Below are 13934 nucleotides of genomic sequence, written 5' to 3'. Positions count from 1 at the left end.
CCGGAGCTGTTAAACTTGCCACCGTTAGATCGGCGCCACAAGCCCAATCATCCGGAGTATTTCGAGCTTGCCATGATCAAGAACCCCACCAAACACCGAGCCCTCGCCACCGCGTTTACTGTGGCACTGCTGTCCGCCGGTTGTGCCAGCGTTAACTTGCAGTCCCATGTCGCCCAGACCCCGCAGCAGGCACTTGAGCTTGCTGGCCAGGAAACCAACCGGGAAGCCGCTCAGCGTTATCTGCTTCGCATCGCCAGCCGCTTTCAGGACCAGGGCAAGCATGAGGCGGCTCGCACGCTACTGCAAAGTTCCCAGTTGGCGCAAGCGGAACCGGCACTGGAAAGCCAGAAGCGTCTCCTGGCCCTGGCCAGCGCGACCGCTCTGGATGACAGCAATTGGGCCCGCACACTGGTCGCAGACCTGTCTCCCGATAGCATTACCGACTACAGCCCGGAACTGATGGGCCGCGCCGCCCAGTTACAAGCGCAGGCGTTCGCCCTGGCCGGCGAGCCCCTGCCCGCGGCCATGACCCTCGTCCTGCAAACACAGACCGACAGTAGCGCCAACCCTCAACAGCTGCATGACCAGATTTGGCAGTTGCTCAAAACCGTATCAGATGACGAACTGAACGCGGCGAGCGGCAGCGCGATCGGCTACGAGACGCAGGGCTGGCTGGAACTCGCCGCATCGGCACGCGCACCGGGGGTTGAACTGGAGGCGCAGGGGCGCTCCATTCGTAGCTGGCAAAACAACTGGCCCGGGCATCCGGCGGCGCAGGTTCTACCATCAGAGCTGCAGTTGATTGCGTCCCTGGCCGACAGCCGCCCGGAAACGATCGCGCTGGCCCTGCCGCTGAACGGTCCACTGGCGACCGCCGGTAAGGCCATTCGCGATGGCTTTATTGCAGCCTATTATCTTGATGAATCCGTTGACCGGACCAAAACAGACATCCGCATCGTCGACACCTCTGACTCCGAGTTCACGGAACTGTATAAGGAGCTTTCGGCCAAGGATGTCGACCTGATCGTCGGCCCACTTGAGAAGGAGGCGCTGACCCAACTCAGCACCATGAACACGCTTCCGGTGCCCGCTCTGGGGCTCAATTACCTGCCAACCAATGAGAACGTACCGGAGGGCCTTTACCAGTTTGGTCTGTCCGCAGAAGACGAGGCCCGCCAGATTGCCGATCGGCTTGCCGCAGAGGACCTTCGCCACCCCCTGGTTCTGATTCCCCAGGGCGAATGGGGTGACAGGGTGGAGACCGCCCTTCTTCAACGAATGGCCGCCAACGGCCATTCAGCCCTCGATATCGAGCGCTTTTTCCGGGACGACAATCTCCGCGCCGTGACAGCGGACCTGCTTGGCATTACAACGTCCCGGGACCGGGCCATTCAGGTGGAGCAAACCATTGGACTGGACGTGGAGTTCGAGCCCCGGCGCCGGCAGGACGCCGATGCCATCGTGATGGTGGCTGAACCAACCATTGCCCGCCAATTCAAACCCCTGTTTGCCTACTACTTCGGCGGCGGCCTCCCGGTTTACTCCCCATCCATCGTCTACGAGGGCACACCTGATGCCGCCAGGGACCGGGATCTGAACCGGGTCATCTTCACCGACACACCCTGGGTTCTTGGCGAAGCCAATGAACTGCGCATGAAAGCCGACGAGCACCTGTCAGGCACCAGGGGCCAACTCGGCCGACTGTTCGCCATGGGGGCTGACGCCTGGCAGTTGAGCAAGCGGCTACCGCTTCTGAGGCAGGTCGAAACGGCCTCCATTGACGGACAAACCGGCGTTCTGACCATGTCCCCCCAAGGCAGCATTCACCGCGAGCAGCTTTGGGCGCAGTTCCAGAACGGCACCCCAAAGCTGATACCGGATCCTGAGCCACGACTCGCAGAGCCCGCGCAGGAAGACCGCAGTGGGCCCGAGGATCTGCCACAGTAATCCACCTACCCGGGACACGCAGGCCATGGAAGGCAGCAAAGCACTGGGCAATCACTATGAAGGCGTGGCTGCCCGGTATCTCATGAGTCAGGGCGTAACCATCTCTGAACGCAACGTCTACAACCGTGGCGGCGAAATCGACCTGATCGGACGTGACGGAGACACACTGGTTTTCTTCGAAGTGCGTTATCGCGGTGCCAGCAGCCTGACGGACGCGGCCAGCTCAGTCACGTTCGCCAAACAGAAACGGCTTTTGAAGGCGGCGTCCTTCTACCTCCATAAACACGGCCTGTGGAACGCGCAGAGTCGCATCGATGTGATTGCCATCAACCCGGGAACGGCCAAGAGATACCGGGTACAATGGATTAAAAATGCAATTCAGGCAGGATAGAAAGGCACGATGACGGACACCGAACACCAGATCAACCAATGGTTTGCCAGCCACATGGAACAGACTGCCCAGGCGGCCAGCACTGTCGGCCCGGCCATTGGGGAGGTTGCTGATGCCTTCGTCAACGCACTGCTTCAGGATGGGAAAATCATCACCTGCGCCAACGGCAATGCCAATATCCTGGCCCAGTATTTCTGTACCGCCCTGCTGAATCGGTTCGATCAGGACCGTCCGGCGCTGCCAGCCATCAACCTGGGCGCCGACGCAACCACCTATTCCGCTATCTGCCGGGACAATCGTTTCAATGACACCTTTTCCCGCCAGGTCAGAGCGATTGGAAAGCCCGGAGACCTGCTGTTCGTCATTGTCGACGATGGCCACAAGGCCAACCTGATCCAGGCAATTCAGGCCGCCCACGACCGGGAGATGAATGTCGTGGTGCTGAGCGCCCGCGAGAAATCCGACATTACCTCGCTCATGCACCCGGAGGATCACGAAATCGCCCTGAACGACCTGCCCCCCACCGAGGCGACACCATTGCTACTGGTCATCATCAACGCCCTGTGCGGACTGATCGACAGCAAACTGTTCGGGGGATAAAGAAAAAGCCAGCGATTGCTGGCTTTTCTGGGACTACTGGTCGGCGTGCTATTTAACGACTTTCAAGGTTGGTCGCCCGGATGGTCGTTCGTCGCCACCTGGACGAGAGTCGTCCCTGTCACTGGTACCGTCCGGATCGGGTGACCCTGGCTCACTGCCAAACACCATGCCCTCGCCGTTCTCTTTGGCGTAAATCGCCATAACCGCCTGCAGGGGGATGAAGACCTGCATGGGCACGCCACCAAAACGGGCGCTGAACTCCAACGCCCCATTTCCGATCACCAACCCCCGGACAGCCCCGGGGCTGATGTTGAGCACGATTTGCCCGTTGGCCACATGCTCGGTCGGCACCTGAACACCCTGAACGCCGGCATCCACCACGATATAGGGGGTGCAGTCGTTGTCCAGGATCCATTCGTTAAAAGCCCGAACGAGGTACGGCCGACTGGACGTCATGGTGATTTTGCTATCAGGCACTGCCTCTCTCCTGGCCCGGTATTACGGGAGTCGCCAATTCAGCTGCGCATGTCTTCTTCAAGGTCGGAGAGGCTAGCCTTGAAGCCATCCCGACTGAAGATGCTCTCCATGTACTTCTGCAACGGGCGGGCCTGCTTGTCGTTCAGCTCAATGCCGAGGGCCGGAAGGCGCCACAGGATCGGAGCAATGCAGCAATCGACGATGGTGAATTCCTCTGACAGGAAGAATGGCATTTCACCGAACAGCGGCGCCGTAGCCAGAAGACTTTCCCGCAACTCCTTGCGAGCCGCGTCCGAAGCCTTGGCATTCGGCTGCGCCAGAATCTGGTCAACCAGACCACACCAGTCTCGCTGGATCCGATGGATCATCAGGCGACTATTGGCCCGGGCTACCGGGTAAACCGGCAACAGCGGGGGATGCGGAAAACGCTCGTCCAGGTACTCCATCATGATGTTGGGCTCGTACAGCACCAGATCACGATCCACCAAGGTTGGCAGGGCATTGTACGGATTCAGGTCGGCCAACTCGGCCGGCGGGTTATCCGGATCCACGTCAACAATGTCGACGGTAACACCCTTCTCTGCCAACACGATACGCACCCTGTGGCTGTAGTGACTGGCCGGATCCGAGAAAAACGTCATTGATGACCGCTTGGTCACAACGCCCATAGAACTACCTCACGAGTAAACAAACCGAAATGATCCCGAAAAAACGCAAATTCCAGCGGGCCGGTTATTGCCCGCTGGAAATCAGGAAACGGGATTATACCCTATTTCTCAGTGTACGTCCTTCCAGTACTCACGATTGAGCAGGTAGGCGAAGACAAAGAAGATGGCCACGAAGATCAGAACAAAGATGCCCAAGCGCTCACGCTCGACCCTGATCGGATCCGCCATGTAGGACATGAAATTGGTCAGGTCGTACATGGCCTGATCGAACTCCGCGGCCGACATGCTGCCTTCAGTGGCGTACTCGGGGCAGGCATCCGCGTTGTTGATGTTGCCACTCAGCGGCTCAACACTCGCTTCAACCCCGATGTTCGGTGCAACGGCACACAGTCCCTGCAGATCGACCAACACGTGCGGCATGCCCACGTTTGGGAAGACCACATTGTTGACGCCCAGCGGACGGCTGACATCTTCGTAGAAGCCGCGCAGGTACGAGTAAACCCAGGACTCGCCGCGCAGACGCGTTTCCAGCGTCAGGTCCGGTGGCGGTGCACCGAACCAGTCTGCCGCCATATCCTTGCTCATGGAGTTCTTCATCAGCTCACCGATTTTGGCACCGGTGAAGATCAGGTTCTCTTCGTACAGCTCTGCCGGAATCTCAAGATCGTCGGCAACACGCTTGTAGCGAGCGTACTCCATGGAGTGACACCCCATGCAGTAGTTGCTGAACAGAGCCACACCACGCTGCAGGGACTCCTTGTTGGTGTGATCCGTCTCGATATGATCGAGCGCAACCCCACCACCGGCAGCCAGCCCGAGAGCCGGCAGGAATGCGATGAAAAGACCAAAAATCAGCTTTCTCATTATCCTGTCACCCTCTCTGGCACTGGCTTGGTTTTTTCCATCCGCGTGTAGAACGGCATGAGAATGAAGTAGAGGAAGTACAGCACGGTCAGAATCTGCGCGACTGTGGTCCGCCCGGCAGTTGCCGGAACCAGACCCAGATAGCCCAGAACGACAAAGCTGACGGCGAAGATCGCGAGGGCGATTTTGCTGAGCCAGCCCTTGTAACGCATGGACCGGACCGGGCTCTTATCGAGCCAGGGCAGCACAAACAGAATGGCAATGGCCCCTCCCATGACGACCACACCCCAGAACTTGGCAGGCAGACCGAACAGATCAACCGTTACCGCCCGCAGCATCGCGTAGAACGGCGTGAAGTACCAGACCGGCGCAATGTGCGCGGGAGTTTTCAGTGCGTTAGCCGGCTCAAAGTTCGGCTTTTCCAGGAACAGACCGCCCATTTCCGGGAAGAAGAAGACCACAACGAAGAAGATGAAGAAGAACACAGCTACACCCAGCAAGTCGTGCACGGTGTAATACGGATGGAACGGAATGCCGTCTTTGGGAATGCCGTTCTCGTCCTTGTTCTTCTTAATGTCGATACCGTCAGGATTGTTCGACCCCACTTCGTGCAGCGCCAGGATATGAAGCACCACCAGACCAAGCAGCACGATTGGCAAAGCCACAACATGCAATGCAAAGAATCGGTTCAGGGTAATCCCCGAGATCAGGTAGTCACCACGAATCCACAGGGACAGATCTTCACCGATTACGGGAATCGCGCCAAACAGGTTAACGATAACCTGGGCACCCCAGTAAGACATCTGGCCCCACGGCAGCAGGTAGCCCATGAAGGCTTCGGCCATGAGCACCAGGTAGATCAGCATGCCGAAGATCCAGATCAGCTCCCGAGGCTTCTGATAGGAGCCGTACATGAGACCACGGAACATGTGAAGGTACACCACCACAAAGAACGCCGATGCGCCCGTGGAGTGCAGGTAACGGAGCAACCAGCCCCACTCCACGTCCCGCATGATGTACTCAACGGAGGCAAACGCGCCTTCCGCCGACGGGTTGTAGCTCATGGTCAGCCAGATGCCGGTAACCAGCTGGTTGACCAGCACAAGCATGGCGAGGGAGCCGAAGAAGTACCAGATATTGAAATTCTTTGGCGCGTAATACTTGCCAAGGTGCTTGTTCCAGGCTTCAACGACCGGCAGACGTTCGTCTACCCATTGAATGAACTTCTGCATTACGCTGCCTCCGGGTCAAGACCAATCGTGAGGGTCGCGTCATCGTCGTAACGATAAGGCGGAACCTCGAGGTTCAGGGGAGCAGGCTGCGCCTCGTATACGCGACCGGCAAGGTCGTACTTCGAACCATGACACGGGCAGAAGAGACCACCGAGCCAATCCTCACCCAAATCCGCCGGAGCGACCTCTGGACGATAGGACGGCACACAACCAAGGTGGGTGCACAGGCCCACGATCACTGCAATCTCCGGCTTCAACGCCCGATAGATACCATCGATGTAAGGAGGCTGCTGCGGCGCTTCGGACTGGGGGTCCTTCACTTTGTCGTTCAGCTTCTCGATGTTCTGCAGCATCTCTTCGTTACGGCGGATAATCCAGACAGGCTTACCCCGCCACTCAACAGTGATCTGTTGACCCGGCTCTATCTTGCTGACATTGACGGTTACCGGTGCACCAGCTGCTTCTGCCTTGGCACTGGGATTCCAGGATGCCACGAACGGAACTGCCGCACCGACGACGCCGACTCCACCTACCACGGACGTAGCACCGATCAGAAACCGGCGCCGGCCTTGGCTCACGTCGCCATTACTCATTATGGTTTTCTCCCATCAGGCGATGTCACAGCCCGCCAAACAGCCGGCAATGTGCATCAAAAGGACTTCACAACCCAAAAATATAAGCGCCCAAATGGTAATGAAATTACCAGGGGCTTACAAGTCGGATAGCCGCCTCGGGCGGCCCCATCCCTGTTCCAGATCAATTCGCTCCGACATCATCCGGGCATAAAAAAACCCGACCGAATCGGCCGGGTTTCCTGGATCCTGCTCCAGCGGTATTAACGCTTGGAGAACTGAGGACGCTTACGCGCCTTGCGCAGACCCACTTTCTTACGCTCGACTTCACGAGCATCACGGGTGACGTAACCCGCTTTGCGCAGCGCCGGACGCAGAGTTTCATCGTAATCCATCAGGGCACGAGTCAGACCGTGGCGAATCGCGCCAGCCTGACCACTGATACCACCACCCTTGACGGTAATGTTGATATCGAAGCGATCGGTAGATTCAGCGACAACCAGCGGCTGACGAACGATCATGCGCAGAGTCTCACGACCGAAGAAATCTTCGATGGTGCGACCGTTGATGGAAATGTTACCGCTTCCCGGCTTGATAAAGACCCGAGCCGTGGATGTCTTGCGGCGACCAGTACCGTAATTTTGTGCTACAGACATATCCGCCTTCCGTTAAATGTCGAGTTCTTTGGGCTGCTGGGCTGCGTGAGGATGCTCAGCGCCGGCATAGATTTTCAGCTTCTTGAACATGGCGCGGCCGAGCGGGCCTTTCGGAAGCATGCCTTTGACAGACTTCTGGATAATTTGCTCAGGCGCCTTGTCCACCAGCTTCTCGAAGTTGATGGACTTGATTCCACCCGGAAAGCCGGTGTGACTGTAGTACATCTTGTCAGATGACTTGTTGCCGGTAACCCGCACCTGGCCTGCATTGATAACAACAATGTAATCGCCAGTGTCTACATGAGGGGTGTACTCAGGCTTATGCTTGCCCCGCAGACGACGGGCGATTTCGGTTGACAGACGACCCAGCGTCTTGCCGGCTGCGTCTACAACGTACCAGTCACGTTTTACTGTTTCTGGTTTCGCACTCAGAGTCTTCATTGATTCCGCCTTGAACGCTATATAAGAAACGTTAAAAACCACCACCGGTAAATGCTTGGCATCCGGAGGAGGTTCTGTACCTGTAATTAATGCGGCAGTGACACCGTTCGGGGCTGAGACAGTGACATCGCCTTGAAAAGCCAGGGCGCGAAGTATACTCGAACCACTACAGAAAGCCAACCCCGCACGCCGGTGTTTCGTTATTCCCCTATGCCGCCTCCGGCCAGCGGTACAACCGACGAACATTCTCCAGCAGAATCGGCGCCAGCGCTTCGACCCTCATCCCACGGAGTTCTGCCAGGGCGTTCAGCACCAAACCCATGTTGGCCGGGGAATTACGGCCTTTTTCCACACCGGCAGGCGCCATATCCGGCGCATCGGTTTCGAGCACCAGGGCGCCAAGCGGCAGCTTCGCGACCGCTTCACGGGTTTTGCGGGCACCCGGATGGGTAATCACTCCGCCAATCCCAATGTAACAGCCCAGATCGACCAGCTTACCGGCCTGCTGGTAACTCCCGGAGAACCCATGCACGAGCGCCGCCCCAACCCAGTTCGCCCGATTCAGTGCGCCATGCACCTCATCATGGGTTCTGACGGAGTGAATCACCAGGGGAAACTGCTGCCGTGCAGCGAGGGCAACCTGCGCCTCAAACCAGGGCCATTGCTGATCGAGGTCGCCATGAACACGATCAAGGCCGCACTCACCGATGGCAACACATCGATCCGGGCACCGACTGACCAGATCCTCAAGCAGTTGCAGGTCACTGTCGTGGTGCTCGGCCACAAACCACGGGTGAACCCCGAGACAGTAGAACCCTTCCGGGAACGCCAGGGCTGTTGCCCGAACCCGCTCCCAGTCCGCCCGACGCACCCCGGGTATCACCAGCCCGACCAGGCCGGCAGCCCGCGCTCGCTCGAGCTCGCTGTCCCGACACCCATCGAATCGGGGAAAATCAAAGTGGCAATGAGCATCGACAAATCGCACTCACACCTCCAGCCGGGCCTCAGTGCTCCCGAGTCTTGTGGAACTCGACGTCGGGAAACCGTTCCTGCGCGAGGTTAAGATTTACCATGGTCGGAGCAATGTAGGCGAGCCGATCACTGCCATCAAGCGCCAGATTGTCATTGTTCTTGCGCCGAAATTCGTCAAGCTTGCGTTCATCCTTGCAGGTTACCCAGCGAGCCGTCGCCACGTTGATCGGCTCATAGATCGCCTCAACCTTGTATTCGCTCTTGAGGCGGCTGACTACGACGTCGAACTGCAGCACACCAACCGCACCGACAATGAGGTCGTTGTTCCTCAGCGGCCGGAACACCTGGACCGCGCCCTCTTCCGACAACTGAATCAAGCCCTTCTGAAGCTGTTTGGCCTTGAGGGGGTCTTTCAGGCGGATGCGACGGAACAGTTCGGGGGCAAAGTTCGGAATCCCGGTGAACTTCATGTCGTCGCCGGCGGTAAAGGTGTCACCCAGCTGAATGGTGCCATGGTTATGCAGGCCGATAATATCGCCGGCGAACGCTTCATCCGCATGCTCCCGGTCACCCGCCATGAAGGTCAATGCATCGGAGAAGCGCACTTCCTTACCAATCCGGACATGACGGGCCTTCATTCCCTGCGTGTATTTTCCCGAGACGATTCGAAGGAACGCAACCCTGTCTCGGTGTTGCGGATCCATGTTTGCCTGAATCTTGAAAACAAACCCGGAGAACCCATCTTCCACGGGCTCCACAAGACGCTGATCGGTTTCCCGCGGCTGTGGCTGCGGCGCCCACTCAACCAGGCCATCCAGCATGTGATCGACACCAAAGTTACCCAAGGCGGTACCAAAGAAAACGGGCGTCAGCTCGCCGGCCAGAAACGCGTCCCGGTCAAACTCGTGAGACGCTCCTTTCACCAGTTCGATTTCGTCCCGCAGATCCCCCGCGTAGGCTCCGATCGCCTCGTCGAGTTCCGGGTTATCGAGGCCGGCAATGATCCGGGTGTCCTGAATCGTATGGCCCTGACCGGACTGATACAGAATAACCTCGTCCCGGTACAGGTGATAAACCCCTTTGAAACTCTTCCCCATACCGATCGGCCAGGTAATCGGGGCGCAGGCGATCTTGAGGACATCCTCGACCTCGTCCATCAGTTCAACGGGGTCGCGGGTATCCCGATCCAGTTTATTCATGAAGGTGAGGATGGGGGTATCACGTAGGCGAGTCACCTCCATCAGCTTGATGGTTCGTTCCTCGACGCCCTTGGCGCTGTCGATCACCATCAGGCAGGAGTCGACCGCCGTCAGAGTGCGGTAGGTATCCTCGGAGAAGTCCTCGTGACCCGGAGTATCCAGCAGGTTGACGAGTTTACCGCCATAAGGAAACTGCATCACCGAGGTCGTGACGGAAATCCCCCGCTCCTTTTCCATTTCCATCCAGTCGGACTTGGCATGCTGGCCGGATTTTTTCCCTTTCACGGTACCGGCCTTCTGAATCGCCTGGCCGAACAGCAGGACTTTTTCAGTGATGGTGGTCTTACCGGCGTCCGGGTGCGAGATAATCGCGAAGGTGCGGCGCTTGGCCACTTCCTGGGAAAGGTTTGACATAGTAGAGAGGCAACCTGAATCAGATGTTCCGAGAAAGCGGCTATTATAGGGGCTAAGCGATGCTTACGCGAACCGTTCCAGTCGTGGGCCTAGGCACTGAACCGGAACGCCATCACGCGGGCATCCTCGCGCCCTTCGGCGTCAGGATAATAGCCCGGTCTCCGGCCAATTTCGTCGAATCCCTCAGCCAGGTAAAGCTGGTGGGCGGCATCATTACTCAGACGGACCTCCAGAATGGTCTGCCGGATCTGTTCCCGGCCCGCCTCGGCCAACAGGTGACGCAGCAGCTGTCGACCCAAGCCCTGACCCTGCCGGCCGGGATGGACGCAGAGATTCAGGAGGTGCGCTTCATCCACCATATAGGCGACCACGGCGTACCCAATCAGAACATCCCCCTGGCAGGCGGCCCATAGACGGTAGTTGTCCCGGAAACAATCCTGAAAGACGGCTTCGGCCCAAGGATGGGAATAGCTCTGTCGCTCGATTTCAAGGACCTGCGGCAGGTCTTCCCGGGCGAGGTGCCGGATATCCAGGTCACCGTTCATGACCGCTCGAAAGGTCTCTGATTCCGGCATTACCGTCCTGCCAGTGATTTCAGCTGCTGCCACAAAGCCCGCTTCTGGGACGGGTTGGACGCCAACTCGGCCAGGGTGCCCGAAAAGTCGAGGTCCGGACGGGTTCCTGAAAGATGGTGCAGCCAACTCTGCTCGCTCTCGAACCCGTCAGGCCCCGCCAAGCCCAGGGCAACGACTTTCTGCCCCTGTAACTCAGACAGCGCGTGCATGAGGACCGCCCTGAGGTCCGCCATCGAGTTGCCGGGCGCCCGTAAATTATTGAACACGGGCCAGCGGACCGGCCCCACTTTTCGAAGCTCAGTCTCACCCAGGCTCTTGAGGATGTTTTCAGCCAGGGTTTCCTGCAAACGCAGGCTCGCCTCGGTCGACAGACTTGCGACCAGCGATACATCGCGCCCCACCCAAAGCTGAAGATTGAGCTCGGGCATCGGCTCAGCGCTTTTGGCCTCTGGCATCGATTCTTCTGCGCCAGGCCCTTGATGTTCTTCCGCCTCCGGGGGCTCGGCCGGGACGTCTGCCGGCTCCGGTTGGCTGGAATTCGACTGGGCGTCCTCCATTAGCGCCTGGAGATTCGCCACCCTGACGGCACCCGCTTCCTTCCGAGCATCACCCGACGAGGCTGCACCCGGTGATTGACTACCCGAGGGCGAAGGGAGGGGCTGCTCAGGCACCCAGGTATCAGAGCCCTGTTCTTCATCAAAGACATACTCCGGGCTGGGCGCCGCTCCGGGCAGGGCATCTCGGGCGTACCAGAGTCGCACGCCGGCCATGCCAAGATAGAACTGTCGCTGGGTTTCCGATTGCATCATTGGGGCTGCCTGGCACGTCCGATCAATTGCATTTAAACATCCGCAACCTGAGGATGCTGCCGGATGCCACCGCGGCTGATGAGGTTGAGCGCCTCAATGTACGCCTTGGCAGACGCGATGATGATATCGGTATCCGCGCCCACACCGTTTACGATCCGTCCGCCGCGCTCGAGCCGGACAGTTACCTCACCCTGCGCATCGGTGCCGCTGGTGATGTTGTTGACCGAGTAGAGTTGCAGATTGCAGCCGGAATCCACCAGTGATTCGATCGCCTTGAAGGTGGCATCAACCGGCCCACTGCCTTCAGCCTCTACCTTGTGCTCTTTGCCGTCGAGAGTCAGGGTCATGCTGGCCCTGGGTACCACTCCGGTCTCGGAGCACACCTGCATGCACACCAGACCATAGCGACCGACCTCTTCTTTCTGGCGGGTATCGCTGGCAATGGCTTGGAGATCTTCGTCGAAGATCTCGTGCTTCAGATCCGCCAATGCCTTGAATCGGGTAAACGCTTCATTGAGCTCGGTTTCCGTCTCGAACTGGATACCCAGTTCCAGCAAACGGGTACGGAACGCATTACGACCGGAATGCTTGCCAAGCACCAGACTGTTGGTGTGCCAGCCAACATCTTCGGCGCGCATGATTTCATAGGTTTCCCGGTGCTTCAGCACGCCGTCCTGGTGAATGCCGGATTCATGGGCAAACGCATTCGCTCCGACAATGGCCTTGTTGGGCTGGACGGGAAACCCGGTGATGGTCGAAACCAGACGGGAGGCCGGGACAATGTGCCGGGTGTCGATTCGGGTATCAATCTTGAAGAGGTCCTGGCGCGTCCTTACCGCCATCACCAACTCTTCCAATGAGGCATTGCCCGCACGCTCACCCAACCCATTGATTGTACACTCCACCTGGCGTGCACCCTTGGTCACCGCCGCCAGGGAATTGGCGACTGCCAGGCCCAGGTCGTTGTGGCAGTGAACTGAAAAAATCGCCTTGTCGGCATTGGGAATTCGCGTCAGCAACTTCTCAATGGTGTCACCGAACTGTTCGGGAATGGCGTAGCCAACGGTATCCGGAATATTGATCGTACGAGCACCCGCATCGATCGCCGCCTCAATGATCCGACACAGGAAATCCAATTCCGAACGACCGGCATCCTCACAGGAAAACTCGACGTCATCAACGTGGCTACGGGCTCGCTTGACGGCACGCACTGCCTGCTCAACAACGTCATCCGGCTGCATCTGGAGCTTGTGTTTCATATGAATGGGCGACGTTGCAATGAAGGTATGGATCCGTCCACGCTCGGCAGGCTGAATGGCTTCCGCCGCCCGGTCGATATCCTTATCCAGCGCCCGGGCCAGACTGCAGACGGTTGATTCCTTGATCGACTCTGCGATGGCTTTCACCGACTCGAAGTCACCCTGACTGGCAATGGCAAAGCCGGCCTCAATCACATCGACACGAAGCTTCTCCAGCGCTTTTGCGATCCGAAGCTTCTCAGCCTTGTTCATGGTGGCACCGGGGCTTTGCTCGCCGTCACGGAGCGTGGTGTCGAAGATAACCAGATGGTCGTGGACGGGCATTCGCAGGCTCCATCAATTAATTTGGCTTGGATACAGGAGTATACCACCGACGGTGACTTTTAAGAGGGCAATAAAAAACCCCAGCTTCGAAGAAGCTGGGGTTTCAGGTATTAAGAGTCTGACGATGACCTACTCTCACATGGGCAATGCCACACTACCATCGGCGCAGGCCTGTTTCACTTCTGAGTTCGGGATGGGATCAGGTGGTTCCAAGCCGCTATGGTCGTCAGACAAAACGGTTGATCACTGGGGGGACGAGATAGAGTGATGTTGATTTCGTTGCGTCATCCGCAATTGTCTTGGGTGTTATATAGTCAAGCCGCACGAGCAATTAGTATCGGTTAGCTCAACGCCTCGCAGCGCTTACACACCCGACCTATCAACGTCCTGGTCTTGAACGGCTCTTCAGGAACCTCGAAGGTCCAGGGAGATCTCATCTTGGAAGGGGCTTCCCGCTTAGATGCTTTCAGCGGTTATCCTATCCGAACATAGCTACCGGGCAATGCGTCTGGCGACACAACCCGAACACCAGCG

The 13934-nt window shown here is 58.1% G+C and carries 15 protein-coding genes and 2 rRNA genes; 3 read left to right on the top strand and 14 right to left on the bottom strand.

Going from position 1 to position 13934, the window contains the following annotated elements:
• Positions 1 to 15 precede the first annotated feature (15 nt).
• The 3 genes from KXD86_RS14430 to KXD86_RS14420 are packed head-to-tail and all read left to right on the top strand — an operon-like array spanning position 16 to position 2938.
• Positions 16 to 1947, top strand: a complete 1932-nt coding sequence (locus tag KXD86_RS14430; RefSeq protein ID WP_228739603.1) for a penicillin-binding protein activator — start codon at positions 16 to 18, stop codon at positions 1945 to 1947.
• Positions 1948 to 1972: 25 nt separating this feature from the next.
• On the top strand, positions 1973 to 2338 hold the full coding sequence (locus tag KXD86_RS14425) for a YraN family protein (protein ID WP_218636861.1): 366 nt from the start codon (positions 1973 to 1975) through the stop codon (positions 2336 to 2338).
• A gap of 9 nt (positions 2339 to 2347) precedes the next feature.
• Entirely contained in the window at positions 2348 to 2938 is a 591-nt protein-coding gene (locus KXD86_RS14420) for a D-sedoheptulose-7-phosphate isomerase (protein ID WP_218636860.1), read from the top strand.
• 48 nt (positions 2939 to 2986) lie between these two features.
• Here KXD86_RS14420 and KXD86_RS14415 read toward each other — a convergent pair whose 3' ends face one another.
• From KXD86_RS14415 to KXD86_RS14350, 14 genes are all read right to left on the bottom strand, one after another.
• Complete coding sequence (locus KXD86_RS14415) at positions 2987 to 3394, bottom strand: ClpXP protease specificity-enhancing factor (RefSeq protein ID WP_228739614.1); 408 nt, start codon at positions 3392 to 3394, stop codon at positions 2987 to 2989.
• A gap of 59 nt (positions 3395 to 3453) precedes the next feature.
• Positions 3454 to 4083: a glutathione S-transferase N-terminal domain-containing protein gene (locus KXD86_RS14410; RefSeq protein ID WP_218636858.1), complete on the bottom strand. Its 630-nt coding sequence runs from the start codon at positions 4081 to 4083 to the stop codon at positions 3454 to 3456.
• A 108-nt stretch (positions 4084 to 4191) separates the two neighbouring features.
• Positions 4192 to 4947: a cytochrome c1 gene (locus tag KXD86_RS14405; RefSeq protein ID WP_218636857.1), complete on the bottom strand. Its 756-nt coding sequence runs from the start codon at positions 4945 to 4947 to the stop codon at positions 4192 to 4194.
• Entirely contained in the window at positions 4947 to 6179 is a 1233-nt protein-coding gene (locus KXD86_RS14400; RefSeq protein WP_218636856.1) for a cytochrome b, read from the bottom strand. The genes KXD86_RS14405 and KXD86_RS14400 overlap by 1 nt, the downstream gene beginning before the upstream one ends.
• Entirely contained in the window at positions 6179 to 6772 is a 594-nt protein-coding gene (petA, locus tag KXD86_RS14395; RefSeq protein ID WP_218636855.1) for a ubiquinol-cytochrome c reductase iron-sulfur subunit, read from the bottom strand. The genes KXD86_RS14400 and petA overlap by 1 nt, the downstream gene beginning before the upstream one ends.
• A 242-nt stretch (positions 6773 to 7014) precedes the next feature.
• On the bottom strand, positions 7015 to 7407 hold the full coding sequence (gene rpsI, locus KXD86_RS14390) for a 30S ribosomal protein S9 (RefSeq protein ID WP_218636854.1): 393 nt from the start codon (positions 7405 to 7407) through the stop codon (positions 7015 to 7017).
• 12 nt (positions 7408 to 7419) lie between these two features.
• Entirely contained in the window at positions 7420 to 7848 is a 429-nt protein-coding gene (gene rplM / locus KXD86_RS14385) for a 50S ribosomal protein L13 (RefSeq protein ID WP_218636853.1), read from the bottom strand.
• Positions 7849 to 8056: 208 nt separating this feature from the next.
• The gene (locus tag KXD86_RS14380; protein ID WP_218636852.1) at positions 8057 to 8833 is read right to left on the bottom strand and encodes a TatD family hydrolase; all 777 of its coding nucleotides are present in this window, start codon (positions 8831 to 8833) and stop codon (positions 8057 to 8059) included.
• Between the two features lie 19 nt (positions 8834 to 8852).
• Positions 8853 to 10433 (bottom strand): peptide chain release factor 3, encoded by a 1581-nt coding sequence (gene prfC / locus KXD86_RS14375; RefSeq protein ID WP_218636851.1) that lies wholly within the window; start codon positions 10431 to 10433, stop codon positions 8853 to 8855.
• A gap of 89 nt (positions 10434 to 10522) precedes the next feature.
• Positions 10523 to 11008, bottom strand: coding sequence for a ribosomal protein S18-alanine N-acetyltransferase (gene rimI, locus KXD86_RS14370; RefSeq protein WP_218636850.1), 486 nt, complete (start codon positions 11006 to 11008; stop codon positions 10523 to 10525).
• The gene (locus KXD86_RS14365; protein ID WP_218636849.1) at positions 11008 to 11817 is read right to left on the bottom strand and encodes a 2-isopropylmalate synthase; all 810 of its coding nucleotides are present in this window, start codon (positions 11815 to 11817) and stop codon (positions 11008 to 11010) included. Before KXD86_RS14365 ends, rimI begins: the two co-directional genes overlap by 1 nt.
• Before the next feature lie 32 nt (positions 11818 to 11849).
• The gene (locus KXD86_RS14360) at positions 11850 to 13400 is read right to left on the bottom strand and encodes a 2-isopropylmalate synthase (protein WP_218636848.1); all 1551 of its coding nucleotides are present in this window, start codon (positions 13398 to 13400) and stop codon (positions 11850 to 11852) included.
• A gap of 116 nt (positions 13401 to 13516) precedes the next feature.
• A 5S ribosomal RNA gene (gene rrf, locus KXD86_RS14355) occupies positions 13517 to 13631 on the bottom strand.
• Between the two features lie 79 nt (positions 13632 to 13710).
• Positions 13711 to 13934 (bottom strand): 23S ribosomal RNA (locus KXD86_RS14350); the annotation flags it as partial.

Origin of the sequence: Marinobacter arenosus, from assembly GCF_019264345.1 — a bacterium.
Classification (GTDB): domain Bacteria; phylum Pseudomonadota; class Gammaproteobacteria; order Pseudomonadales; family Oleiphilaceae; genus Marinobacter; species Marinobacter arenosus.
This window is presented reverse-complemented; position numbering and strand designations above follow the sequence as displayed.

Bases quoted from the DNA above. Each gene is read 5' to 3' on its own strand.
- KXD86_RS14425 (WP_218636861.1), top strand. From the start codon at position 1,973: ATGGAAGGCAGCAAAGCACTGGGCAATCACTATGAAGGCGTGGCTGCC.
- KXD86_RS14420 (WP_218636860.1), top strand. From the start codon at position 2,348: ATGACGGACACCGAACACCAGATCAACCAATGGTTTGCCAGCCACATG.
- KXD86_RS14415 (WP_228739614.1), bottom strand. From the start codon at position 3,394: ATGACGTCCAGTCGGCCGTACCTCGTTCGGGCTTTTAACGAATGGATC.
- KXD86_RS14410 (WP_218636858.1), bottom strand. From the start codon at position 4,083: ATGGGCGTTGTGACCAAGCGGTCATCAATGACGTTTTTCTCGGATCCG.
- KXD86_RS14405 (WP_218636857.1), bottom strand. From the start codon at position 4,947: ATGAGAAAGCTGATTTTTGGTCTTTTCATCGCATTCCTGCCGGCTCTC.
- KXD86_RS14400 (WP_218636856.1), bottom strand. From the start codon at position 6,179: ATGCAGAAGTTCATTCAATGGGTAGACGAACGTCTGCCGGTCGTTGAA.
- petA (WP_218636855.1), bottom strand. From the start codon at position 6,772: ATGAGTAATGGCGACGTGAGCCAAGGCCGGCGCCGGTTTCTGATCGGT.
- rpsI (WP_218636854.1), bottom strand. From the start codon at position 7,407: ATGTCTGTAGCACAAAATTACGGTACTGGTCGCCGCAAGACATCCACG.
- rplM (WP_218636853.1), bottom strand. From the start codon at position 7,848: ATGAAGACTCTGAGTGCGAAACCAGAAACAGTAAAACGTGACTGGTAC.
- prfC (WP_218636851.1), bottom strand. From the start codon at position 10,433: ATGTCAAACCTTTCCCAGGAAGTGGCCAAGCGCCGCACCTTCGCGATT.
- rimI (WP_218636850.1), bottom strand. From the start codon at position 11,008: ATGCCGGAATCAGAGACCTTTCGAGCGGTCATGAACGGTGACCTGGAT.
- KXD86_RS14365 (WP_218636849.1), bottom strand. From the start codon at position 11,817: ATGATGCAATCGGAAACCCAGCGACAGTTCTATCTTGGCATGGCCGGC.
- KXD86_RS14360 (WP_218636848.1), bottom strand. From the start codon at position 13,400: ATGCCCGTCCACGACCATCTGGTTATCTTCGACACCACGCTCCGTGAC.